Raw genomic sequence first — 22,479 nt, 5'->3', positions numbered from 1 at the left:
TCAGAGGATGTGCGCGCGGCGCAGCAGCGCGGTCGAGGGGCCGCCGATCAGCCCCACCCCGTCGAGGAATTCGACGGTGCGGCGCGAGGCGTTGCGGATCCGGTCGTGGTAGTGGGCATTGCTCCGGGCCGCGGCCCTGGCCTCGTCGACGTCCAGGCCCGCCGCCGCGTAGACGCGCGGGTTCACCAGGTTGGTGACGATGAAGTACGCGGAGACTCCGAGGTGCATCCTGATCCAGGCCCGTTCGGCGCGGGACGCGTCGCGCATCCGGCGGGCCGTCTCCTCGCGGGCGTAGCGGATATGCCGGGATTCCTCGATCACGTGGATCCGGCTCACGGTTCGCGTGATGGGCTGGACGCGTTCGTCACGCATGAAGTCGCGCTGCATCGCGTCGAGGATCTCCTCGGCGAACAGTGCCCCGCCGAAGGCGAGTGCGCCGCCGGCCACGGCCTTGAAGGCGCGTCCGGATTCGCGGACCCAGCGCGGCGGCCGGTACGAGGGGATGCCGAAGTGCTGCGCGGATCGGGCGAACATCGTCGAGTGCCGGCATTCGTCGGCGATCTCGGTGAGGCCGAACTGCACGTAGGGCGTCGCGGGGTCGTGCCGGTAGAGGTCCCGGACGAGCATCTGCATGAGGATCATCTCGAACCAGATCCCGGTGCCCGCGATGCTGGCGGCTTCGTGCCGGGTCAGGGTGAGGCGCTGGTCCTCGGTCATGTGGTCCCACAGCTCGGTGCCGTAGAGACTGGACCATTCGGGACTCATGCCGTACTTGTCCGGCGGGATCGGAGCGTCCCAGTCGATCTCGATCCCGGGATCGAAGGACGAGCGTGAAGCGGATTCGAGCAGCCGCGCGGCGGTGTCCTGCCGGTCACCGGTGCGGAAGGGTCGGGTGAGCGTCACGGCGATCACCTCGTCTCGGAAATTTAGCCGTAACTCCGAGTGTCACTATCTTGCCGTCCGGTGTCAAGGGACGGCAGGGGTCACCAGCGCGGGCGCTGCACCTCTTCCACGCGCGGCCGTACGTCCACCAGGTACACGCACACCGCGACGACCCCGACGATGCCCAGCATCCCGATGGCCCCGAACAGGAACAGCACGACCAGCGCCACGGCGAGGATCCCGACCCACACCGGCTTGGTGAGCTTGTCGACGGCGGGGAATGCTTCCGCCGGCTGACGCACCGCGTGGACGAGCGCGAACACCGCCCCTGCGATCGCGAGGATCTGCAGAGCGAAGAGGATCAGACCGGCGAGAGAATCGACATTCGGCACGCCTCCATCCTACGAGCATCGGCTCCCGTGCACTGGGCACGGGAGCCGATGCTCTGTGTTCTCACGGGAGCCGATGCTCCGTGTTCTACAGGAGATGTTCCGCGTTCTACCGGAGAGAAGCCTTAGATCAGGCGCCGGTGGTCTTGCGCGGGGCCGCCTTCTTGGCCGGGGCCTTCGCCGCGGTCTTGGCGGGCGCCTTGGTCGCGGTGGCCTTGGCGGCAGGCTTCGCCGGAGCAGCCTTCTCCGTCACGGACTTGGCCGCCTCGTCCACCTCCACAGCGGCGGCCTCGACGCGGTCGGCAGCCTCGTCGGCAACCTCTTCGGCCTGGTCCGCGATCTCGAGAACCCGCAGCGCAGCCTCGTCGCCGGCGTCGGCGATGGCGTCGCCGACCTCCGAGGCGGTCTCGGAGATGCGGCCGGCAGCGAGACCGGCGAGCTTCGCGGCCCGCTCACCGACGGCGCGGGTCTGACGGGCGACGGTGCCGAGGGCGTCCTCGGTCAGGTCGACGGCGTCACCGAACGCCGCCTCGGCGCGCTCGAGGCCCTCTTCGACCGCGGGCTGCTTGCGGAGGCGCTCGACGGTCTCCTCGCCACGTTCCGCGAGCGAGGTGTACAGGTCGGACGCGACCTTCAGGTACGCCTCGGCGACCTTGCGCAGCTCCTCGGGGCTGAACTTCTCGCGCAGTTCCGCGAGTTCCTCGGGCAGCTCGGACGGCAGCCCGGCGAGACGCTCGCGCAGCGATTCGACGGTCTCGGTCAGATCGCCGGGCAGGGCGAGAAGCTTCTCGCGGGCGCTGTCCACGCGCTCGTTGACGTCGACCCGGTTGGTTTCGGCGCGCTCACGCACCTGAGCGACGACGTCTGCGACGGCCTGAACGACGGCGTCGCCCGCGCCGACTGCGGCGTAGAGGGAATTGCGGATGGAGACATTGGGATCGGTCATGTCATTTCTCCTGTTCATCGGGGTCGGTCTCGTACCGGTCGGCGGTCCCGGATTTCACGTCCGGCGCCGGCCCGGGCGGGGCGGACTCGTTCTCGCGACAGAACGAGTCGTAGATGTCGAGCAGGACCTGCTTCTGCCGCTCGGTGAGAGCGGAATCGGCAAGCAGCGCGTCACGTACCGCGCTCTGCGGGCGCTGCTCGAGAATCCCGGCCCGCACGTAGAGAACCTCCGCGGACAACCGGAGGCCCTTCGCGATCTGCCCGAGCACCTCCGCGGAGGGCTTGCGGAGCCCACGTTCGATCTGACTGAGATAGGGATTGCTGACGCCGGCGAGCTGCGACAACTGCCGCAACGACACCTGCGCCGCCTCGCGCTGGGCGCGGATGAATCCGCCGATGTCCTGCGCTGCGGAGTTCACGACTCGCGACGCGAGATCGCTCGGTCCGCCGGTTCCGGATCCCTCACCGTCCGGGTTCTCGACCGGCACGGTGTCCCCTTCGTTCGTGGGCATGACCCCAGCATACGAGCAGGTGCTAGCTACAGCAAGCACTCTGCTAGCAAGTGAGGGACCTCACGAGAACAGCAGCTGGGACACGGTGTAGATGGCCAGACCCGCGAGCGACCCGACGACCGTGCCGTTGATGCGGATGAACTGCAGATCCCGTCCGACGGCCAGCTCGATCTTGCGGCTCGCCTCGTCGGCGTCCCAGCGCTCGACGGTTTCCCGGATCACCGCGGTGATCTCGTCGGCGTAGTTCGCGGCGATGTAGCGGGCACCGTCGAGCAGCCAGCCGTCGACCTTGCCGCGCAGTTCGTCGTCGTCGCGCAGCCGTGCCCCGAGGTGCATGACGTTCTCTGCGACCTTCGTGCGCAGGGTGCTGTTCGGATCGTCTACGGATTCGAGGATCATGCGCTTGGCGGTCCGCCACGTGGCGGCCGCGAGCTGGGTCACCTCGTCCCGTCCCATGATCTCCGCCTTGACGCGTTCGGCCTTGGCAATCGTGGCCGGATCGGTCTGCAGGTCGCGCGCGTAGTCGGCGAGGAACTTGTTGGCGGCGAGCCGGACCTCGTGGGTCGGGTTGGACCGGACCTTCCAGGTGAATTCGACGAGTTCGCGGTGGATCTTCTCGCCGAGCAGCATGTCGACGAACTTCGGCGACCACGACGGCGAGTCCCGCGAGATGATCCGGTCGATGGTCTCCTGGCTGCCCAGCGCCCATTGGTGGGCCCGTTCGGCGAGCATGTCGATCAGCGGCAGGTGACGCTCCTCGGCGATGAGCTCGGTGAGCACCCGGCCGATCGGCGGCCCCCACTCGGGCTCGGCGATGCGCTTGACGATCGTGTGGTCGATGACCTGCTGGATGTCCTCCTCGCGCAGCACCGTCACGATGCCGCGCAGCACCGTCGACGTCTCCTGCGCGACCCGCTGCGCGTTCGCGGGCTGGGCCATCCAGCCCCCGAGCCGCAGCGGGATCTGCGCGGACTCGATCTTCGCGGACACGACGTCCGGAGCCAGGAAGTTGGTGCCCACGAACGAACTCAGGCTCGCCCCGAGCTGGTCCTTCTTCTTCTTGATGATCGCGGTGTGGGGCACCGGGACACCGAGGGGGTGCCGGAACAGGGCCGTCACGGCGAACCAGTCGGCGAGGGCACCGACCATGCCCGCTTCCGAGGCCGCTCGCACGTAACCGACCCACTCGCCGGCACCCCGGGTTTCCTGCCAGCGGCAGAACAGGTACACCACCGTGGCGAACACCAGGAATCCGGTGGCCACCGCCTTCATCCGGCGGAGATCAGCGCGCTTGGCGGCATCGTCGTTGGTGAGAAGTTGCACCTTCGCCATTGTGCCGAAACCGGACGGACACCCGCGGGACGTGCCGCGACACGAAGCGGCTCGCCGTAGACTGAGCCGACGATCGAAACCGAACGGATGTGCCAACCCAGTGCCCAGCAAAAGCGCGCCCTCGCCGACCACGACCCCGGAATCACCAGCGTCCACAGCATCCGCAGCGCCGCAACCGGCGCCCGCCAAGCAGGACGGACGCAAACGCCGGTGGCACGAGCACAAGATCGCGCGGCGCGAGGAGCTCGTCGACGGCACGATCGCCGCGATCCGGGTACGCGGCCACGACATCGGGATGGACGAGATCGCCGCGGAGATCGGCGTCTCCAAGACGGTTCTGTACCGCTACTTCACGGACAAGAACGATCTGACGACCGCGACGATGATGCGGTACGTCGAGCGGATCCTGGCGCCGAGGATCTACGCGGCCGTCGGCGAGGATCTCGACGAGTACGAACTGACTCGGGTCGCGATCGCCGCGTACGTCGAGACCGTTGCCTCCGACCCGGAGGTCTACCTGTACGTGATGAGCAACAGCTCGTCGGCGAGCCGCGATGTCGTGGCCGATTCCGAGCGGATGATCGCCGAGCTGGTGGCGACCGTCCTCGGTGAGCGCCTGCGGTTGCTGGAGATGGATTCGGGGGGATCGGTGCCGTGGGCCTACGGCATCGTCGGCGGAATCCAGCTCGCGACGCACTGGTGGATCTCGAACAAGTCGATGACCGCGGAAGATCTCATCGACTACCTGACGATGATGACGTGGGGCGGCTTGACCGGCATCGCATCGGCGGCCGGCTCGCCCGTCAAGTTCAAGTCCCAGCCGCATCCGCTCCGGCGCGACGACCGGGAGGAAAGCGACGAAGTCGCGGAGTGACATTTTCACGTAACTTCGGGTTACGTGTAAAATCGGGTCATGTCCGAGGGATTCCGAGGCCGCGCGGAGGTCGCCGTCGCCGGCAGGCAGGTCGTCGTCGACGTCGAACTCGCCGACTGGTTCGATCCGATCAGTGGCCGGCACCGCTGGCGCGGCCGGCTGCGCGACCTGGCGTCCGCGTTCGCTCCGGATGCTCCGCCGTCCACCGGCACCGAGCTGACGCTGACGCTTCTCGACCCGGACCACGCTGCCACCGCGACCGCCCGCGTGACCGACATCGATCTGTGGGGCAGCCACATGATCGACGGCATTTCGCCGCCGCCCTATCCGGTCGGACCCGACGAACTCGATCTGCCGGACGACGACACCTTCGGCGACACTCACCCCGAACACCGCTGACGACGGCCGGCGTGTGGCACGCTTCGTGCCATGTCGAAGGACGCCGAGAACAGCCCGTGGACGATTCCTGCCACCGAGGCACTGCGGGCCGGGCCGCACACCCGCGTCGCCGAAATCGACGCGGACGCCACCCCGGGGTTCGAGGGCGACAAGGAACTCGGCACACGCCTTCTCGAGGAACGCGGCGCGTACCTGTCGGACCTGCAGGAGAAGCTGTTCGCGAACGGCCGCTCGGGTGACCGACGATCGGTACTGCTGGTGCTGCAGGGCATGGACACCGCCGGCAAGGGCGGAATGGTGCGCCACGTCATCGGGCACGTCGACCCGCAGGGCGTCGACCACACATCATTCGGAGTCCCCACCCCGGAGGAGAAGCAGCACCACTACCTGTGGCGGATCGCCAAGGCACTGCCCCGCGCCGGCCAGATCGGCGTGTTCGACCGCTCGCACTACGAGGACGTGCTCGTCGTCCGCGTGCACAACCTGGTCCCGGAGAAGGTCTGGAGCACCCGGTACGACGAGATCAACCAGTTCGAACGGGAAATCGTCGACAGCGGGACCACGATCGTGAAGGTCGCCATGTTCGTCTCGCTCGACGAACAGAAGAAGCGCCTGGCCGAGCGCCTCGAGCGCCCGGACAAGCACTGGAAGTACAACCCGTCGGACGTCACCGAACGCGCCTTGTGGCCCGAGTATCAGGAGGCGTACCAGGTGATGCTCGACAAGACCAACACCGATTACGCACCGTGGTACGTCATCCCGTCCAACCGGAAGTGGTTCAGCCGCATCGCGGTCGGCGAACTCCTGATCGACGCGCTCGAACGCCTCGATCTGGACTGGCCCGCAGCAGCATTCGACGTCGAACTCGAGAAACAGCGCCTGGCGCAGTCCTGAGGACTGCGCCAGGGTGATCGGGTCGACTCCGGATCGGGAACAACACCGGGTCAGAACAACTTGGGCGTGACCTGGTGCACCTTGTGGTCGTGGTGGATCGTGCCTCCGATCATCGCCATCGCGATTCCGGCGACGACGAGGGTGGCGATCCCGGCGACGATCGCCGGTCCGGTGTGGCCGTATCCCGCCGCGAGCAGGAACAGGGCCAGGCAAGCGACCGCAAGCAGCCCGAGGGTGTATCCCGCCCAGGCGACGAAGAGGTTGAGTTTCATTCCGACACTCCTTCCGCAAGGACGACTACCGGTCCGGTGCTGCCGACGGTACCCCACGGTGATCCGCGTCACAAGGTTGCGAAACGCGCACATCGCCCATGCTGAGCCGGGGAACATGGCAGGTTTGACTGATGACGAGTTCCAACCCGTTCGAGGACGAGGACGAGCCACCCGAGGCCACGTACTCGCGCCGTTACGAGAGCGAGGCCCAGCAACTCGACCGGAATTGGTCCAGCTTGCTGCAGGAACTGCGTGTCGTCCAGACCGGCGTGCAACTGCTCACCGGTTTCCTCCTGACCCTGCCGTTCCAGAACGCATTCAACGCCCTGTCGAGGAACGAGAAGGGCATCTACCTGATCACCGTCCTCGCCTCGATCGCGGCGACCATCCTCCTCGTCGCGCCGGTCAGCATGCATCGGCTCCTCTTCCGGCGCAGGCAGCTGGACCGGCTGGTGCTCACCGCGCACAGGTTCGCCCTCGCCGGACTGCTCCTGCTCGGGGTGTCGCTGACCGGGGTCGCCATGCTCGTGGTCGGGCTCGTGATCAACTCGACCGCGGCGACCGTAGCCGGAGTGTGCACCGCCGCGCTGTTCATCGCGATCTGGATCCTCTACCCGTGGCGCTTCCGCCGTCGCGCCAGGCGGCACCCCGACCCGAAGCAGAGCGAGGAGCACCGGAACGAGTAGCGGGATGCACCGACCGGACCGCGGGCGGCATCGATCGACCGCACCGCGGGCGGCATCGATCGACCGCACCGCGGTCAGCATCGATCGACCGCACCGCGGTCAGCATCGATCGACCGCACCGCGGTCAGCCGGGTAGCGTCTCGCCCCCGATCGGCGCCAGCACCTCACCGCTGTAATACGACGACATCGTGTTCGACGCGAAGAACACGTAGGACGGTGCGATCTCGTCGGGTTGCGCCGCGCGCCCGTACGGTGCCTGCTTGCCGAAGTCGGCGACCTTCTCCTCGTCCATGGTGGCGGGGATCAGCGGAGTCCACACCGGCCCCGGTGCGACGCAGTTCACGCGGATTCCTCTGTCCTGCAACGCCTGTGCGAGCGAATAGGTCAGGGCCAGCACAGCCCCCTTGGTGGCCGCGTAGTCGATGAGGGACTTGTTGCCGCGCAGCCCGTTGATCGAGGAGGTGTTGATGATCGACGATCCGGACGGCAGGTGCTCGAGCGCGGCCTTCGTGACGTGATAGAAGCTGTCGATGTTCACCGCGAACGTGCGGCGCCACTGCGCTTCGTCGAGATCGGCGAAGTCGTCGACCGGCTCCTGGTAGGCCACGTTGTTCACCAGGATCTGCAGGCCACCGAGTCGAGCGGCCGCCTCGGACACCACCTCCCGGCAGTGCGCCGGATCGGCGAGATCGCCCCGGAACAGGTGGCAGTCACACCCTTCCCGCCGTACCAGCTCCGCGGTGTGCTCGGCGTCCCGGTCCTCCTCGAGGTACGCGATGGCGATGTCCGCGCCCTCCTTGGCGAACGCGACCGCGACCGCGCGGCCGATCCCCGAGTCCCCGCCGGTGATCAGCGCCTTGCGCCCTTCGAGCAGTCCGCGACCGCGGTATCCGCGCATCTCGTCCCTGGGCTCGTCGGCCATGTCCGCGGTTTCGCCGGGATAGTCGATCGTGTGCGGAGGATGTACATGTTCCTGGTCATCGCTGCTCATGACCGGCGGATACCCGCCGCTGCCCGGTTCACACCCGCCGGTTTCCTTCCGCCCCGCTCCGGGTATCCGCGACCATGCGTTCTCCAGCTGCCGCCCCGCTGCCGCGGCCGCGCGGGCCGATTTCCGATGCGGTCGTCACCCGGCTCACCGGGACACCGGACGAGTCACCGTGGCCGCACCCACCCGCCGACGTGGACCCGTACGGCGACGACGTGCAATTGGCGCTGACGGTGCTCTACGAACTGCACTACCGGGGATTCCCCGAGGTCGATCCCGGTTGGGAGTGGGCGCCGGGTCCGCTCGGTGTGCGCGCCGCGCTCGAACGGTCGTTCCTGGACCGGCTGCGTGCCGACGTCCCGGGAGGTACGGATGTCGACGCGACCTTCGACGCGGTGTGCCGCGAGCCCCGCGACGCCTGGAGCGTGTCCCACCACCTGGCCGAGCAGGGCACGTGGTCGCAGCTGCGGGAGTACTTCGTACACCGGTCCATCTACCAGCTCAAGGAAGCCGATCCGCAGGCCTGGGCCATTCCGCGCCTCACCGGCCGGGCCAAGGCGACGCTGGTGGCCGTCGAATTCGACGAGTACGGCGCGGGGCACCACGACCGTGTGCACGCGCAGCTGTTCGCCGATCTGATGGTCGCGGCCGGGCTGGACGACACCTATCTGGGATATCTCGACCGCGTGCCGGCGCTCACCCTGGCACCGGTGAACTTCATGTCGATGTGCGCCCTGCATCGCTCCCGCATCGGCATGCTCGTCGGCCAGTTCGCGGCCGCCGAGATGACGACCGGTCCGAGTGCGCGCCGGATGGTGCAGGCACTCGAACGCCTGGATGCCGCCCCGGAATGCGTCCGGTTCTACACCGAGCACGTCGAGGCAGATGCGGTGCACGAGCTGGTGTTACGGCACGACGTCGTCGGGGACCTGCTCGACCGCGATCCGGATGCGGCCGGTGACGTGGTGTTCGGGGCGGAAGCCATCGAGTTCCTCGAGGGCCGGCTCGGCAGCCATCTGCTCGACCGGTGGTCCCGCGACGAATCGTCGCTGCTCGAACCGGTGGAGGCCGTCTGAGACCCGTTCAGCCCCTGTCGATGTCGTCCTCGTCGACGACGTGCACGGCCGCTTCCTCGGCTCCGGCTCCCCCACCGTCGATTCCGACGTCCTCGGCGACGAGTTCGGCTTCGGTGTCCTCGCCCGTCCCCTCGTCCGGTGCGACGAGCCGCCCCGCGCGGCCGGTGTCGGCACCGCCCGAGCCCGTATCGGGTTCCTCTTCCGCGAGGCGGGAATCGAGGTCGTCGTGCGGCTCGAGGGCGACCGGGCGGTCGGGCGGCGAGAACCCTTCGTCCAGAACGTCGTCGACACCGCGATCGACGAGGGTGTCCTCGGGCTGCAACTGATCTTCGTCGTCGACGCTGTACTCACCGGGGACGCTCGCCCCGGGGTTCTCGGAAGTAGGCATGCTTCGACCATGCCACCCTTCGGCGGGTTGCGCTACGTCTGTGTATTGCGATGCGGGAACAGGTATCCGATGCGGCCGCGGATGCCCGGGCGTCCCTCGACGAGTTGATACTCGACGGTTTGAAATGCCGGGATCGGGGTATTCTCCCCCATCGTCCGAGCCGATTCGAGCACGGGCACCGACAGCAAGGTAGACGATCATGATCATCCTCGGCCTGATCCTTCTGGTGGTCGGATTCCTGACCGGGATCTCGATCCTGTGGACGCTCGGTATCATCCTCCTCGTGGTGGGCGTCATTCTGGCATTGCTCGGCGCCACCGGACGGGCCATCGGCGGCCGCAGGCACTGGTACTGACTCTTCTCACCGCCGGGGCGCGCGAGCGCTCCGGCGGTGACTGGTGTCGCACAACGGATAGATGCCGCTGCGATGGCAGCGGCACACTGCGACCACGAACCGATCGGACGTCACCTCGGTGCCGTCCTCACCCACGATCCGCACCGGTCCCTCGACGAGCATGGGACCGCCCGGCACCAGCCGGACGGTCCGCGTATCCACCCGCGTGTCATCCCGTGTGTTCCGGTCGGTCGGCACGGATCACCACCACTTCCTCGGTCTCGATTTCGGTCTCGTTCTCGACGGTGAGAACGGAAGCGTCTGCCGCAGAATCGTTTCGAAGCTGCTTCAGATATTCGGTTCGACTTCGCATCACGGGGCCGAACGGTATGCGCTCCCGCGCGACCACGGTGGCCTTCGCGCCCCCGGCGCGCAGCATCTCCAATGTGGCGTCCACGCCGGTGAACTCCGAGTGCACGACGAGCGCGAATCCTCCGGGCCTCAACAGCTTCGGGATCTCCCGGCACAGCGGGTCGACGACGGAACGCCCGTCCGGGCCGGCATCCCAGCGCGGATCGTAGGCTCCACCGGGCGCCGGCACGTAGGGCGGATTCGAGACGATCACGTCGAACGGCGCGAGCCTGTGCGCAACGCCGAGGCCCCCGCGAAGCACCCGGATGGGCAGTCGCCGCGACCACGCGTTGAGCCGGGCGGTGAACACCGCACGGGACGCGATGTCCAGTGCCGTCACCGATTCGGCACCCGCTCGCGCCGCCGTGACCGCCAGAATTCCGGTGCCGGTACAGAAGTCGAGGACCTTCGCACCCGGCGGCGGGCCGGCGGAACCGTAGGCTTGCGCCAGCAGCCACGAATCCTCTTGCGGCCGGTACACTCCCGGCATTCTCCACAACATGTCGGGTCGCACCACTACAGCACTCCGGGTTCGTGGGTGGACGTGCCACCGGATCCGCCGAGCCGACGGCTTCGGAAGTTGAGCACGATCATCACTGCCCCCACGACGATCAGGGCGACGGCAACGATCGTTCCGACAGCCGTCCAGCCTTCGAAACCGCCACCGGCGGCCGTCAGGACCAGAGCTATCGCGGCAACGCCCGCCAGGACGCACACATACCCGGCCCATCCTGCGAACCGGCTTCCCGTCGTGGAGCGACCGCGATTCGTTGTATTCGCCATGCGGGCGGTTACCCGGCCGCACGGACAACGAAACCGGGCATCCGGGGAACAAGATTCCGGGTCCGATCGTTGGTCCGGGCATGACTGTTGCGAACCCGGCACCGAATGTGACTCTCGACGACGGAAACTCGATCCCGCAGATCGGGTTCGGGGTGTGGCAGGTACCCGACGACGAGTGCTTCACCGCGGTCACCAGCGCTCTGACCATCGGATATCGCAGTATCGACACGGCTGCGATCTACGGGAACGAGGTCGGTACCGGCCGGGCGATCGCGGCGGCGGGAGTACCGCGCGACGAACTGTTCGTCACCACCAAGCTGTGGAACAGCGCGGACGGTCCGTGGACCCGGGACCGCGTGTTCACCGAGTTCGACGCGTCCCTCGACCGTTTGGGGCTGGACTATGTGGACCTGTATCTGATCCACTGGCCGCGGCCGATGCGTGAGGACTATCGAACGATCTGGCAGGCGTTCACCGAGTTGAAGGCCGACGGTCGTGCCCGGTCGATCGGTGTGTCCAACTTCCAGCCGGAGCAGTTGCGAACGATCATCGCGGACACCGGCGTGGTGCCGGTGATCAATCAGATCGAGGTACATCCGGATTTCGCGCAGACCGAACTGCGGCGGGTGCACGACGAACTCGGCATCGTCACCGAGGCGTGGTCGCCGCTCGGCCAGGGCCGTGGCCTGCTCGACGATCCCACCCTCGCGCGGATCGCGCTCGAGCACGACCGCTCGCCCGCGCAGGTGGTGCTCCGGTGGCATCTGCAGATCGGCAACGTGGCGATCCCGAAGTCGGTGACCCTGCACCGGATCCGGCAGAACCTGGACGTGTTCGACTTCGAACTCGATGCGGCCGAGCTCGACGCGATCTCGGCACTCGACACCGGGAACCGGCTCGGCGGCGATCCCGCCACCTTCGACGTGGGGTGACGGCCCGAGGGTCGATTCGTTCGCGCGACTACGATTCGCCGGGTGACCGATTACGACGATTTCGACATGTTCGGCGGCCTCGACGCCTCGACCCTGCCGCTGCGGCAGCAGCAGATCCTGGCGGTGATCCGGGACTGGGCAGCGGCCAACGGGTGCGCGCCGAGCACCCGGCAGATCGGGGACGCGGTGGGCCTGCGGTCGACGTCGTCGGTGTCCAAGCATCTGCGCAGTCTCGAGGACAAGGGGTTCCTGCGGCGGGGTTCGGCGGTGGCGCGTCAGCTGGACGTGCGCCCGTTCCTCGCCGCGTCGGCGCCGGCCGGGTCCGATCGGACGGTCCCGGTGCCGGTCGTCGGCGACATCGCGGCCGGCGTGCCGATCCTCGCCGAGCAGCACGCCGACGACGTGCTGGCGCTGCCGCGGGAGCTGGTCGGTTCCGGCACCGTGTTCGGGTTGCGGGTGCGCGGCGATTCCATGGTCGACGCGGCGATCTGCGACGGCGACGTCGTGGTGGTGCGGCAGCAGAGCGAGGCACATTCCGGCGAGATCGTCGCCGCGATGATCGACGGCGAGGCCACCGTCAAGGTGCTGCGCCGGCGGAACGGGCACGTGCAGCTCGAACCGCGGAATCCGGCGTATCCGGTCCTCGACGGAGATCGGGCCGTCGTGCTGGGCAAGGTGGTGTCGGTGATGCGCCGGATCTGAGCTGCCCGCCCGCGCGGACGCCGGGTGAGTTCTACGACAAGACGTAGTAAAAGGGTCCGGATCGGCCCTACCATCGGCCTGTGACCACCACTCACCCGGTGAAACGACCCAAGAGTTGGCACCAGCGCGCAGGTAAGCCCGTGCGCATCTGGCTCGCCCTGCTGATCGTCGCGGGTCTGACGCACCCGTTCCTGCCCGAATCGCGGTGGCTGCTGGTCCACCTGTTCACCCTCGGCGCCGTCACCAACTCGATCGTGGTGTGGTCGCAGACCCTCGCCGAGCGTTTTCTCGGCTATCACCTCCCCGACAGCGCCCGCGGACCGCAGCTCGTGAAGATCTACCTGCTCAACGCGGGCATCGTCGTCACCGTCGCCGGTGTCCTCACGGGGTGGTTCCCGGCCACGCTCGTCGGTGCGGTCCTCGTGGGTGCGATGCTCGCGTGGCATGCCATCTCGCTTCTGCTGCTGATCCGGCAGGCGCAGCGAGTACGGGCCCTGGACGGTGAGGAACCCGCCCTGCACGCCCAGAGCGTGTGGTTCCTCGTCGCATCGTCGGCGTTGCTGCCGGTCGGTGCCGGATTCGGTGCCGCCCTCGCCTACGGGCAGACCGACAGCACCCAGGCCGGGTTCCTGCTCGCCCACCAGGCGATGAACCTGCTCGGCTTCCTCGGCCTGGCCGCCGCCGGAGTGCTTACGGTGATGTACCCGAACCTGATCGGCATGGACGCCACCGGGGCGCGGCGACGACCCGTCGCACTCGTGGTCCTGCTCGCCGGTATCGCCGTGCTCCTCGTCGGCGCCCTGACCGCGCATCCGCTCGTCGCCGCGGCAGGCTGCGCGCTCTACCTCGCCGGATGGGTCGTCGTCGCCGGTCCGCTGCTGCGCGGAGCCGTGTCGCACCCTCCCACCGGGTTCGCGGCCGCCTCGATCACCGCGGCGATGCTGTGGCTGCTCGGGTCGCTGCTGAGCCTGACGATCGTGCTCGCGACCGGTCCCATGACCCCGGACCGCGCCACCCTGATGACCGTCCCGTTCCTGGCGGGTTTCGCGGCACAGTTGCTGTTCGGGGTGATGAGCCACCTGCTGCCCACACTGATGGGTGGCGGACCGGCTGTCGTCGGCGCCGGCGTCGACAAGATGAACCGCTGGTGGGTGTGGCGGCTCGTCGTCGTCAACGTCGGGTTGCTGCTGTTCCTGCTGCCGCTCGCGAGCTGGATGCGGGTGGGCGTGTCCGCGATCGTCATGCTCGCGTTCGTGCTGTTCCTGCCCATCATGGTCACCAGCGCCAAAGCCTCGATGGCGGGACGCCGCGCCGTGATGTCGGGCAAGGCTCCGGCCGAGTACACAGCCGCACCGCAGCACCGCGGGTTGCAGGCCACCGCGGCCCTCGCATGCCTCGCGCTCGTCGCCGCCGTCACGTCGGGGATCGGCGGCGCCGGTCTCGGATCCGCGGACGTCTCCGCTGGCGTGACCCCGACCGGCAACACCACCGAAGTGCAGGTCCAGATGGTGGGGATGCGCTTCGTCCCCGACCGCATCTCGGTGCCGGCCGGCGACCGGCTGGTCCTCACCGTCACCAATTCCGACGATCAGGTCCACGACCTGGTGCTGTCCTCCGGCCACGACAGCGGCCGGATCGGGTCGGGGCAGACCGCGACCGTGGAGGTCGGGGTCGTGGGCACCGACATCGACGGGTGGTGTTCGATCGTCGGGCACCGGCAGCAGGGGATGGTCCTGACCATCACCGCGGACGGCGCCTCGGGCGGCGGTGCAGGCGTGCACGATCACGGCTCGGGCGGTGCCCCGGCCGTCGATCTCGCGATCGCCCCGGGCGACGACTTCGTCGCCCGCGATCCGGTGCTCGCGCCGGCACCGGGCGGCACGACCCACCGCTACACGTTCGAGGTCACCGAGGTTCCCGGCGACTACTCGGTCGGTGCGCCCCAGACCATGTGGACCTACAACGGGCGGCCGATGGGCCCGACGCTGCGAGGACGGCTGGGCGACGTCTTCGAGATCACGCTGGTCAACAACGGGGCCATGGGGCACTCCATCGATTTCCACGCCGGAACGGTCGGGCCGGACGAGCCGATGCGCACCATCGAGCCCGGCGAGCAACTCGTCTACCGGTTCCGTGCCGAGCACACCGGAATCTGGTTGTACCACTGCGCAACCGCGCCGATGGCCGTGCACATCGCCGCCGGCATGTTCGGCGCGGTCGTGATCGACCCGCCGAGCCTCGCGCCGGTCGACGCCGAGTATCTCGTGGTGCAGTCGGACGTGTATCTCGGCGACGGCGAGGTCGACGCGGACAAGGTCACCGCGGCGACGCCGGATCTGGTGGTGTTCAACGGTTTCGCGGACCAGTACGTGCACCGGCCGCTGCACGCGAAGGTCGGCGACCGGATCCGCATCTGGGTGCTCGACGCCGGTCCGGCCGAGAACATCTCTTTCCACGTCGTCGGAAGCCAGTTCGACACCGTGTACAAGGAGGGCGCGTATCTGTTGCGTCCGGGCGACCCCGATCGCGGCGGGGCCCAGGTGCTCGATCTGGCCGTCGCGCAGGGTGGATTCGTCGAAATGGAGTTCCTCGAACCCGGTACCTACACCTTCCTCAACCACCGGATGTTCGACGCCGAACGCGGCGCGAAGGGCAAGATCGTCGTCGAGTGACGGTTCCGCCACCGGCAGTTGCTCGTCACCGCAAATGCTCACGGATTCGGAATCTGCCCACTCCACACAGCGTGGGCGGATTCGAACCCGGCGCGTGGATCGGTGGCGGGCCGGCCGTTTTCCCGCAGGGCCACCGGGGTACGCGTCGAGCATGTCGAACATCCCCACACAGACTCCCCACCCATCCCCGCCGCTCGCCCGGCTGCTCGAGAGCACCGAATCGGCGTCCTGGCTCGACCGTCCCGCCACGGTGGTCCGCGCCCTGGTGAGGCCGGTCGCCGACGGCCCCGCCGGAGGTGTGCTGCGCGGTGAGTTCCTCGGCCATCCGCTGCATCCCGCACTGGTGGCGGTCCCGATCGGCGCGTGGTCCTCGGCTGCGGTCTTCGATCTGGTCTTCCGCAAGCCGGACGCGGCCCGGCGACTTCTCGGAATCGGTCTGGCCGCGACCCCTCCGACCCTGCTCACGGGGTGGTCGGACTGGTCCCGCGGCACCACGATCCAGCGGCGGGTCGGGCTGATCCACGCACTGACGAACGCCACGGGCATCGCGCTGACGGTCGCATCCTTCCGACGGCGGCGGTGCGCCCCGGAATCCTCGACGTCGTCGGTGGCGCTGAGCCTCGCGGGCCTGGGGATGATCGGTGTCGGCGGCGTCCTCGGCGGTCACCTGGCGTACGCACTCGGAATGGGCGTCTCCCCTCGCGCACACACCCACGACACCGACGCGACCGGCCCCGCCTACGACCCCGTCCTCGCCGAACCGGTCACGCCCGCGGATCGGTGAATCAGGGCTCCAGCTGGATCTTCACGGCACCGTCCACCTTGCGCTGGAAGATGTCGTACGCGTGCGGCGCCTCGGACAGCGGGAGCCGATGCGTGGCGAAGGTGTCGACGCCGAGCGGGTCGTCGTCGGTGAGCAGCGGCAGGATCTCCGGCACCCAGCGATTCACGTTGGCTTGCCCCATGCGCAGCGTGATCTGCTTGTCGAACAGGGTCAGCATCGGCATCGGGTCGGTCGCGCCGCCGTACACACCGCTGAGCGAGATGGTTCCGCCGCGCCGCACCACGTCGATCGCGCTGTAGAGCGCGGCGAGCCGGTCGACGCCGGCCTTCTGCATCAGCGGTTCGGCGACCGCCGACGGCAACAGCCCCGCCGCGGCCTGGGCGAACTTCGCGACCGGGCTGCCGTGTGCCTCCATGCCCACCGCGTCGATCACCGAGTCGGTGCCGCGCCCGTCCGTGAGATCACGGATCCGGTCGCCGAGCTCCCCGTCGGTCCCGTTCAGGTCGATCGTCTCGATTCCCCGCGCCTGGGCTCGGGCCAGCCGCTCCGGCACGAGGTCGACGCCGATCACGCGGGCACCGTGGTGGTGCGCGATCCGAGCGGCCATGTCGCCGATCGGTCCGAGGCCGAGGACCGTGACCGTGCCGCCCTCGGGAATGTCGGCGTATTCGACGGCCTGCCAGGCGGTCGGCAGCACGTCGGACAGGTACACGAACCGGGAATCGTCCGGACCGTCGGGGACCTTGATGTGCGTGGACTGCGCGTGCGGGACCCGCAGATACTCCGCCTGCCCTCCCGGAAGGCTGCCGTACAGCTTGGAGTATCCGAACAGCGCTGCACCACTGCCGTATTCACGTACCTGGGTGGTCTCGCACTGCGAGAACAAGCCGTGCCCGCACATGAAGCAACCACCGCACGACACCTGGAACGGGATCACCACCCGGTCACCGGCCTTCAGGTTCGTCACCTCGCTGCCGACTTCCTCGACGATGCCCATCGGTTCGTGTCCGAGGATGTCGCCCGGCGACATGAACGCCCCGAGCACCTCGTACAGGTGCAGATCCGAGCCGCAGATGTTGGTGGTGGTGACGCGGATGACGGCGTCGGTCGGCTCCTCGATCCGCGGGTCCGGCACCGTGTCGACCTCGACCTTGCGCTTGCCCTGCCACGTCACGGCCTTCATCGTTGCGTCCTTCCTCTCGCGTCCCCCGAACCGGATCTCCCCTGCCCCGGTTACCGCCGGGGGTTGCCGTTCAAACGCCGCGCACCGACAGCGCGGGCGTCACGATCGACGGAGCAGCCGGATCACCGCGCGTTCGACGATCTCACGGGCCTCGTCGTCGGACTTGCTGCGGGCGGCTCGCCGCAACGCGGCCCGTACGGTGCGGCCCTGTTCGTAGGCCGCAACGACTCGCGAATCGACGTACGAGGCGCGCGCCACCGCCGGCGTGTTGCCGAGTTCTTCCGCGACCCGGCGCATCACCTCGGCCTCGGCGTGGACCAGGACGCGGTCGCCGGCCGGGGGCTCCTGCTCGGCGAAGGCGGCGGCGGCCAGCACGGTCGCGTTCCAGGTGCGCAGGTCCTTGGCGCTGCAGTCGTCGCCGGCGAGTTCCTTGAACCGTGCGTTGATGTCGTCGGCGTGCAGTTCGCGCACGGTCTTTCCCTCGCGGTAGGTCAGCAGCCGGCCGCTCTCGCTCGGGACACGACGCAGCGCCCGCACCGCGGTCGCGAGATCCGGGTCGTCGACGGCGACGACCCGCCGGATCCCGCCCTTCGCGGGATAGTCGAAGGTGAGAACGTCGCCGCTGATCCGGACGTGACTGCGCAGCAGGGTCGCGACGCCACGGGTGCCGTTCTCCTCCGCGTACTCCTCCCCGCCGACGCGGAACACGGCCCGGTCCAGCAGGCGCAGCGCCACGGCCTCGGCGCGGCGACGCCCGGCTCCGCGGCGCACGAGATCGTCCTGCACCTGCTGTCGCCACTGCGGCAATCGGGACGCCATCGCCAGCACGCGATCGTGTTTCTCCTCGTCGCGTTCGGCGCGCCACTGCTCGTGGTACAGGTACTGGCGGCGACCGGCGATGTCGGTGCCGTACGCCTGGATGTGACCGTTCTCATGGGGGCAGATCCAGACCTGCTTCCACGCGGGCGGGATCACGAGGGCCTCGATGCGTGCACGGACCGTCGCCGTCACCGCGGCGCCGTCGACGCCGATGTAGGCGAATCCACGTCCGCGCCGCACTCTCCGGATACCGGGCGTGCTGGTCACGCTCCGCCGCAAGATCATCCGTCCCTCCACCGGCACTGTCGCATTCGGGGGAATATCCCGAATCGACCGGGCCTACACAGCGTGTTTGTTCTCGTGCTCGCGGGTACCCGGGGCGGACGACGAAAGGACGGTGAACCATGAATTCTTCGGAAACGGGCCCGCTGGCATCGCGACAGGTCGCCATCCTGGCCACCGACGGCGTGGAGGAGGCCGAACTCGTCGAGCCCCGGCGTGCCGTCGAACGCGCCGGCGCCGAGACGAAGCTGCTCTCGCTGTCCGCCGGGGAGATCCAGGCGATGAACTCCGACGTGCATCCGGCCGGCAAGTATCGCGTCGACCAGGCGGTGGCCGACGCCTCCGTCGACGATTTCGATGCCCTGCTCCTGCCGGGTGGAACGACGAACCCCGATCACCTGCGGCAGGACTCCGCCGCGGTGGCATTCGTCCGGGACTTCGTCTCGTCGGGACGTCCGGTGGGCGTAATCTGTCACGGGCCGTGGACACTTGTGGAGGCGGACGTGGTGCGAGGCCGCACCCTCACGTCGTATCCGAGTGTGCGCACAGACATTCGGAACGCCGGAGGCACGGTGGTGGACAAGGAAGTGGTCGTAGACCGGAATCTCGTGTCCAGCCGCAACCCCCGCGATCTGCCCGCGTTCTGCGACGCCATCGTCGACGTGTTCTCACGAGTGACGCAGAGCTGACACCCGCACACCGCACGCTACACACGAAAGGTCGGCCGCACACGGATATCCGTGTGCGGCCGACCTTTCGACGAAATCTGTGGTGCCGACGGAAGTGACGCGCTAGGAGCGGGCCTTGTCGGCAGCCTTCTGCTCGGCGGTGGCACCGCTGCTGACGAGCGCTCCGGCCGCGTTCTCGAGATGCGCGCGCACGAACCACTGGAACTTCTCGAGCTGACCGGTCTGCCCGATCAGCAGGTCCTCGGTGATGGGATCGAGTTCTCCCACTTCGGATATCGCCTTGCGGTTGTCCGCGATCAATCCGTCGTACACCAGATCGAGGGCGGCGAGGTGCGCCTGCGCGCTGTCCCGCCCCACCGAATAGTCGTCCCAGGTACGATTCTTCACGATCGCTCCGGGCGTGCCCTGCGGCGACGCACCCAGCGCCGCAATACGTTCGGCGGCATCGTCGGCGTAGCCGCGCACGAGCTCGACCTGCGGGTCGATCATCTCGTGTACCCCGATGAAATTCGGGCCCACCACGTTCCAGTGAATGTGCTTGAGAGTCAGGTGCAGATCGTTGTAGGCGCTCAGCCGTTCCTGGAGGATCTCCGCCACGCGTCCGCCGTCCTTCTCGCTCAGACCAGGAACTGTGAACTTACCCATGCGTTCTCCTCTCTCCAGCGATGTCCCTCCGGCGTGCGGAATCGGCATCGCGGTACCGGTCGATGTACGACATCTACCCGGCCGGTTCCAATGCTAAACACAGACAGCGGTTCCGGGGATCCGAAACGGTGACCTGATACACTCTCGCCACCGGAGCGGAAGTACGGACCGCAGTTCCGTTGAAGACTTTCGGGGACGAATCCCGAAAGCCCAGGCACCGCTACGTTTCCGCGGACCGCCGCCGCTGCCGAAATTGTGCGAAATAGGGGCTGAAAATCGTGACGAATACGACCTCCTCGGATTTCCTGGTAGTGGCCAATCGGCTGCCCGTCGACCTCGAACCCGATCCGGACGGAGGTCCGGGAACCTGGCATCGCAGCCCCGGAGGCCTCGTCACCGCGCTCGAACCGATCCTGCGGCAGACCAACGGCGCGTGGGTGGGCTGGCCGGGAACCCCCGATGTCGACCTCGAGCCCTTCGTCGAGGACGGGTTGACCCTGCATCCGGTTCGGCTCACCGAGACCGAGGTCGCCGAATACTACGAAGGTTTCTCCAACACGTCCCTGTGGCCGCTCTACCACGACGCCGTGGTCACGCCCACCTTCGACCGCAGCTGGTGGAAGACGTACGTGCAGGTCAACGAGCGGTTCGCCCGAGCGGCCGCGCAGGCGGCGGCGCCCGGGGCCACGGTCTGGGTGCACGACTACCAGCTCCAGCTCGTACCGCGCATGCTCAGGGAGATGCGCCCCGACCTGACGATCGGTTTCTTTCTGCACATCCCGTTCCCGCCCCCGGAACTGTTCCTCCAGCTACCGTGGCGCAGGGAGATCATCGAGGGTCTGCTCGGAGCCGATCTCGTCGGCTTCCATCTCCCCGGCGGTGCCGACAACTTCCGCTTCCTGACCCGGCGGCTGCTCTCCGCGCCCGCTCCCCGCCCCGGCTCGGCCGGCGCGGTCGAAGTCGGCGACCGCCTCGTGCGGGTCGGGGCGTATCCCATCTCGATCGACTCCGCCCACATCGACGAGCAGTCACGCTCCGCATCGACCCAATTGCGGGCCAAGCAGATTCGTGTCGAACTCGGCGACCCCGACACGGTCCTGCTCGGCGTCGACAGACTCGACTACACGAAGGGCATCGACATCCGGCTCGAAGCGCTCCGCGAACTCCTCGAGGAGGGCACCCTCGATCCGGAGAAGATCGTCATGGTCCAGCTCGCCACGCCGAGCCGTGAACGGCTCACCGCCTATGCGCAGCTCCGCGACGACGTGGAACGACAGGTCGGGAACATCAACGGCAAGTTCGGCCGGCTGGGCCGGCCCGTCGTGCACTACCTGCACCGGCCCGTCGATCGCGACGAGCTGATCGCGATGTACGCGTGTACCGACACCATGCTCGTCACACCCCTGCGCGACGGCATGAATCTCGTCGCGAAGGAGTACGTCGCCTGCCACGGCGACGGCAGCGGTGCCCTCGTGCTCAGCGAGTTCGCCGGGGCAGCGTGGGAGCTGCGACGCGCCCATCTGGTGAACCCGCACGACCTGGACGCGGTCAAGCGCGCGATCGTCGCTGCCGTGACGGAGGAACCCGCCGTCAAGGCACGACGGATGCGCTCGATGCACACCCAGGTGATGAAGCACGATGTCGACCGGTGGGCGCGCACTTTCCTCGACGATCTGCGCGCCGCCCGTTCCTGACCATCCGGTCCCGGTCGGTCACGTGCTGGGTTCGGGCAGGCGGCAGTCCTCGATCCTCGGATTGACACCGAAATAGTTCAGCGGGCCCGCGAGCACCGTCACGACCACCGTCGCGACACCCGCGCAATTCTGCTCGGTTCCGCTGAAGTAGCCACGCTGCCCGGCCGCGATCGCACCCACGACCAGCCAGATCAGCACCACGAGCGTGACGATCCGCACGTTGGCGACACCTCCTGTGACGACGGGGGCGGCCGGGTCCCGCAGGACTCCGGCCGCCCCCGGACGACATCTTGCTGTGAGCGTTACTGCTGGGCGCGCTGCCTGGCCTCGTCCGCTTCGGCTTTCGCCCTGGCCTTCTCCGCCTCCGCTTCCTTGCGGGCGACCTCGCGCTGATCCTCCGCCTTGTCCTGCTGGGCGCGGCCCTCGCGGGTCAGATCGTCCTGGCCGGTGACGGCACCGACGGCCTCCTTGGCCTTACCCTTGACGTCCTCGACGACGCCCTTGACGGCCTCGCTGGGGCCGCTCTTCTCGTCTGCCATGCGAATCCTCCTGTCGGAACTCTTCACTGACGCACAGGGGCTACCCCGCCGTGGCCGGTCTCAACCCGCCCGGAAATCTTGTTCACATCATCGCGGCGATCAGACCGACGATGACGGCGACGAACACCAGCACGATGACGATCACCGCGCCGAGCGTCATCCACCCGGTCACGGGGAAACGCTTCCTCGTCTCCGGTTCCGGAGCGGACAGCCCGGAGGTACCGGCGGATTCGGGTGGCGTGGTGCCGGGCGGCACTCCTCCGCCGGGCTCGAGACCGGGCGTGGTGCCGGGATCTGGATCGGTGTTGCCGTGTGGTTCGGGATCGGGAACTGTCATCGGACCCACCTTCCGGACGGAACGTGTAGTCCTCGT

29 protein-coding genes are annotated in these 22,479 nt (G+C 68.1%); 12 read left to right on the top strand and 17 right to left on the bottom strand.

The genetic code is table 11. The features are described 5' to 3' along the window. The 5 genes from ACWDTS_RS03145 to ACWDTS_RS03125 form a co-directional block, all read right to left on the bottom strand. Positions 1 to 903 (bottom strand): AurF N-oxygenase family protein, encoded by a 903-nt coding sequence (locus ACWDTS_RS03145; protein WP_450111605.1) that lies wholly within the window; start codon positions 901 to 903, stop codon positions 1 to 3. Between the two features lie 80 nt (positions 904 to 983). Beyond that, complete coding sequence (locus tag ACWDTS_RS03140) at positions 984 to 1,274, bottom strand: DUF2516 family protein (RefSeq protein ID WP_197256590.1); 291 nt, start codon at positions 1,272 to 1,274, stop codon at positions 984 to 986. 127 nt (positions 1,275 to 1,401) lie between these two features. Continuing rightward, positions 1,402 to 2,217, bottom strand: a complete 816-nt coding sequence (locus ACWDTS_RS03135; RefSeq protein WP_450117571.1) for a heparin-binding hemagglutinin — start codon at positions 2,215 to 2,217, stop codon at positions 1,402 to 1,404. Between the two features lies 1 nt (position 2,218). After that, entirely contained in the window at positions 2,219 to 2,728 is a 510-nt protein-coding gene (locus ACWDTS_RS03130; protein ID WP_450117570.1) for a helix-turn-helix domain-containing protein, read from the bottom strand. 60 nt (positions 2,729 to 2,788) lie between these two features. Then, entirely contained in the window at positions 2,789 to 4,060 is a 1,272-nt protein-coding gene (locus ACWDTS_RS03125; protein ID WP_450111602.1) for a DUF445 domain-containing protein, read from the bottom strand. Between the two features lie 226 nt (positions 4,061 to 4,286). On the opposite strand from ACWDTS_RS03125, the gene ACWDTS_RS03120 reads away from it, so the two are divergent. From ACWDTS_RS03120 to ACWDTS_RS03110, 3 genes are read left to right on the top strand one after another with little or no spacing between them, the layout of a single operon-like run. Continuing rightward, the gene (locus tag ACWDTS_RS03120) at positions 4,287 to 4,934 is read left to right on the top strand and encodes a TetR/AcrR family transcriptional regulator (RefSeq protein WP_450117607.1); all 648 of its coding nucleotides are present in this window, start codon (positions 4,287 to 4,289) and stop codon (positions 4,932 to 4,934) included. A gap of 39 nt (positions 4,935 to 4,973) precedes the next feature. Next, positions 4,974 to 5,333 carry a DUF4873 domain-containing protein gene (locus ACWDTS_RS03115; RefSeq protein ID WP_197256580.1) on the top strand — a complete coding sequence of 120 codons (360 nt, stop codon included), beginning with the start codon at positions 4,974 to 4,976 and terminating at the stop codon, positions 5,331 to 5,333. Between the two features lie 30 nt (positions 5,334 to 5,363). After that, complete coding sequence (locus tag ACWDTS_RS03110; protein ID WP_450117569.1) at positions 5,364 to 6,227, top strand: polyphosphate kinase 2 family protein; 864 nt, start codon at positions 5,364 to 5,366, stop codon at positions 6,225 to 6,227. Between the two features lie 50 nt (positions 6,228 to 6,277). Here the strand turns inward: ACWDTS_RS03110 and ACWDTS_RS03105 are convergent, their stop codons facing one another. Beyond that, positions 6,278 to 6,499 (bottom strand): hypothetical protein, encoded by a 222-nt coding sequence (locus tag ACWDTS_RS03105; protein WP_450117568.1) that lies wholly within the window; start codon positions 6,497 to 6,499, stop codon positions 6,278 to 6,280. 131 nt (positions 6,500 to 6,630) lie between these two features. Here ACWDTS_RS03105 and ACWDTS_RS03100 point away from each other — a divergent pair, with 131 nt between their 5' ends. Next, on the top strand, positions 6,631 to 7,185 hold the full coding sequence (locus ACWDTS_RS03100) for a DUF6328 family protein (RefSeq protein WP_450117567.1): 555 nt from the start codon (positions 6,631 to 6,633) through the stop codon (positions 7,183 to 7,185). A gap of 124 nt (positions 7,186 to 7,309) precedes the next feature. On the opposite strand, the gene ACWDTS_RS03095 is transcribed toward ACWDTS_RS03100, so the two are convergent. Continuing rightward, complete coding sequence (locus ACWDTS_RS03095; RefSeq protein WP_450117566.1) at positions 7,310 to 8,176, bottom strand: SDR family oxidoreductase; 867 nt, start codon at positions 8,174 to 8,176, stop codon at positions 7,310 to 7,312. Between the two features lie 74 nt (positions 8,177 to 8,250). Between ACWDTS_RS03095 and ACWDTS_RS03090 the strand changes: the two genes are divergently transcribed. Beyond that, positions 8,251 to 9,249: an iron-containing redox enzyme family protein gene (locus tag ACWDTS_RS03090; protein ID WP_450117565.1), complete on the top strand. Its 999-nt coding sequence runs from the start codon at positions 8,251 to 8,253 to the stop codon at positions 9,247 to 9,249. A 7-nt stretch (positions 9,250 to 9,256) separates the two neighbouring features. On the opposite strand, the gene ACWDTS_RS03085 is transcribed toward ACWDTS_RS03090, so the two are convergent. After that, positions 9,257 to 9,637, bottom strand: a complete 381-nt coding sequence (locus ACWDTS_RS03085) for a DUF5709 domain-containing protein (protein WP_450117564.1) — start codon at positions 9,635 to 9,637, stop codon at positions 9,257 to 9,259. 199 nt (positions 9,638 to 9,836) lie between these two features. Here ACWDTS_RS03085 and ACWDTS_RS03080 point away from each other — a divergent pair, with 199 nt between their 5' ends. After that, positions 9,837 to 9,992: a DUF6131 family protein gene (locus tag ACWDTS_RS03080; protein WP_169833884.1), complete on the top strand. Its 156-nt coding sequence runs from the start codon at positions 9,837 to 9,839 to the stop codon at positions 9,990 to 9,992. Between the two features lie 6 nt (positions 9,993 to 9,998). On the opposite strand, the gene ACWDTS_RS03075 is transcribed toward ACWDTS_RS03080, so the two are convergent. The 3 genes from ACWDTS_RS03075 to ACWDTS_RS03065 are packed head-to-tail and all read right to left on the bottom strand — an operon-like array spanning position 9,999 to position 11,165. Further along, positions 9,999 to 10,154: a CDGSH iron-sulfur domain-containing protein gene (locus ACWDTS_RS03075; protein ID WP_197256655.1), complete on the bottom strand. Its 156-nt coding sequence runs from the start codon at positions 10,152 to 10,154 to the stop codon at positions 9,999 to 10,001. A 46-nt stretch (positions 10,155 to 10,200) separates the two neighbouring features. Further along, positions 10,201 to 10,863: a HemK2/MTQ2 family protein methyltransferase gene (locus ACWDTS_RS03070; protein WP_450117563.1), complete on the bottom strand. Its 663-nt coding sequence runs from the start codon at positions 10,861 to 10,863 to the stop codon at positions 10,201 to 10,203. A gap of 35 nt (positions 10,864 to 10,898) precedes the next feature. After that, positions 10,899 to 11,165, bottom strand: a complete 267-nt coding sequence (locus ACWDTS_RS03065; RefSeq protein WP_197256562.1) for a DUF3611 family protein — start codon at positions 11,163 to 11,165, stop codon at positions 10,899 to 10,901. An 80-nt stretch (positions 11,166 to 11,245) separates the two neighbouring features. Between ACWDTS_RS03065 and ACWDTS_RS03060 the strand changes: the two genes are divergently transcribed. The 4 genes from ACWDTS_RS03060 (at position 11,246) to ACWDTS_RS03045 (ending at position 16,255) form a co-directional block, all read left to right on the top strand. Then, a complete protein-coding gene (locus ACWDTS_RS03060; protein ID WP_450117562.1) occupies positions 11,246 to 12,097 on the top strand; it encodes an aldo/keto reductase in 852 nt (283 codons plus the stop codon). A gap of 42 nt (positions 12,098 to 12,139) precedes the next feature. Beyond that, entirely contained in the window at positions 12,140 to 12,799 is a 660-nt protein-coding gene (lexA, locus tag ACWDTS_RS03055) for a transcriptional repressor LexA (RefSeq protein ID WP_248673164.1), read from the top strand. A gap of 80 nt (positions 12,800 to 12,879) precedes the next feature. Continuing rightward, the gene (locus ACWDTS_RS03050) at positions 12,880 to 15,471 is read left to right on the top strand and encodes a multicopper oxidase domain-containing protein (RefSeq protein WP_450117561.1); all 2,592 of its coding nucleotides are present in this window, start codon (positions 12,880 to 12,882) and stop codon (positions 15,469 to 15,471) included. Positions 15,472 to 15,622: 151 nt separating this feature from the next. Then, entirely contained in the window at positions 15,623 to 16,255 is a 633-nt protein-coding gene (locus ACWDTS_RS03045; protein WP_248673162.1) for a DUF2231 domain-containing protein, read from the top strand. A gap of 1 nt (position 16,256) precedes the next feature. Here ACWDTS_RS03045 and ACWDTS_RS03040 read toward each other — a convergent pair whose 3' ends face one another. After that, the gene (locus tag ACWDTS_RS03040) at positions 16,257 to 17,438 is read right to left on the bottom strand and encodes a zinc-dependent alcohol dehydrogenase (RefSeq protein WP_248673161.1); all 1,182 of its coding nucleotides are present in this window, start codon (positions 17,436 to 17,438) and stop codon (positions 16,257 to 16,259) included. Positions 17,439 to 17,537: 99 nt separating this feature from the next. Continuing rightward, on the bottom strand, positions 17,538 to 18,542 hold the full coding sequence (locus tag ACWDTS_RS03035) for a DNA topoisomerase IB (RefSeq protein ID WP_248673160.1): 1,005 nt from the start codon (positions 18,540 to 18,542) through the stop codon (positions 17,538 to 17,540). A 119-nt stretch (positions 18,543 to 18,661) separates the two neighbouring features. Here ACWDTS_RS03035 and ACWDTS_RS03030 point away from each other — a divergent pair, with 119 nt between their 5' ends. Next, positions 18,662 to 19,228 carry a type 1 glutamine amidotransferase domain-containing protein gene (locus tag ACWDTS_RS03030; RefSeq protein ID WP_248673159.1) on the top strand — a complete coding sequence of 189 codons (567 nt, stop codon included), beginning with the start codon at positions 18,662 to 18,664 and terminating at the stop codon, positions 19,226 to 19,228. Positions 19,229 to 19,330: 102 nt separating this feature from the next. On the opposite strand, the gene ACWDTS_RS03025 is transcribed toward ACWDTS_RS03030, so the two are convergent. Continuing rightward, a complete protein-coding gene (locus tag ACWDTS_RS03025) occupies positions 19,331 to 19,873 on the bottom strand; it encodes a Dps family protein (RefSeq protein ID WP_450117560.1) in 543 nt (180 codons plus the stop codon). A gap of 275 nt (positions 19,874 to 20,148) precedes the next feature. Here ACWDTS_RS03025 and ACWDTS_RS03020 point away from each other — a divergent pair, with 275 nt between their 5' ends. Continuing rightward, positions 20,149 to 21,567, top strand: a complete 1,419-nt coding sequence (locus ACWDTS_RS03020; protein WP_450117606.1) for an alpha,alpha-trehalose-phosphate synthase (UDP-forming) — start codon at positions 20,149 to 20,151, stop codon at positions 21,565 to 21,567. Positions 21,568 to 21,585: 18 nt separating this feature from the next. Here the strand turns inward: ACWDTS_RS03020 and ACWDTS_RS03015 are convergent, their stop codons facing one another. The 3 genes from ACWDTS_RS03015 to ACWDTS_RS03005 all read right to left on the bottom strand — a co-directional run bounded on the left by ACWDTS_RS03015 (position 21,586) and on the right by ACWDTS_RS03005 (position 22,443). Then, positions 21,586 to 21,786, bottom strand: a complete 201-nt coding sequence (locus ACWDTS_RS03015; protein ID WP_197255141.1) for a hypothetical protein — start codon at positions 21,784 to 21,786, stop codon at positions 21,586 to 21,588. Positions 21,787 to 21,869: 83 nt separating this feature from the next. Further along, a complete protein-coding gene (gene mbp1, locus ACWDTS_RS03010; RefSeq protein WP_197255139.1) occupies positions 21,870 to 22,106 on the bottom strand; it encodes a microaggregate-binding protein 1 in 237 nt (78 codons plus the stop codon). 82 nt (positions 22,107 to 22,188) lie between these two features. Next, positions 22,189 to 22,443, bottom strand: coding sequence for a DUF6480 family protein (locus tag ACWDTS_RS03005; RefSeq protein WP_197255137.1), 255 nt, complete (start codon positions 22,441 to 22,443; stop codon positions 22,189 to 22,191). Between the last annotated feature and the right edge of the window lie 36 nt (positions 22,444 to 22,479).

It is taken from the genome of Rhodococcus sp. NPDC003383 (assembly GCF_053589115.1).
The sequence above is the reverse complement of the archived record's forward strand: the minus strand, read 5'-3'. Positions and strand labels throughout refer to the sequence as shown.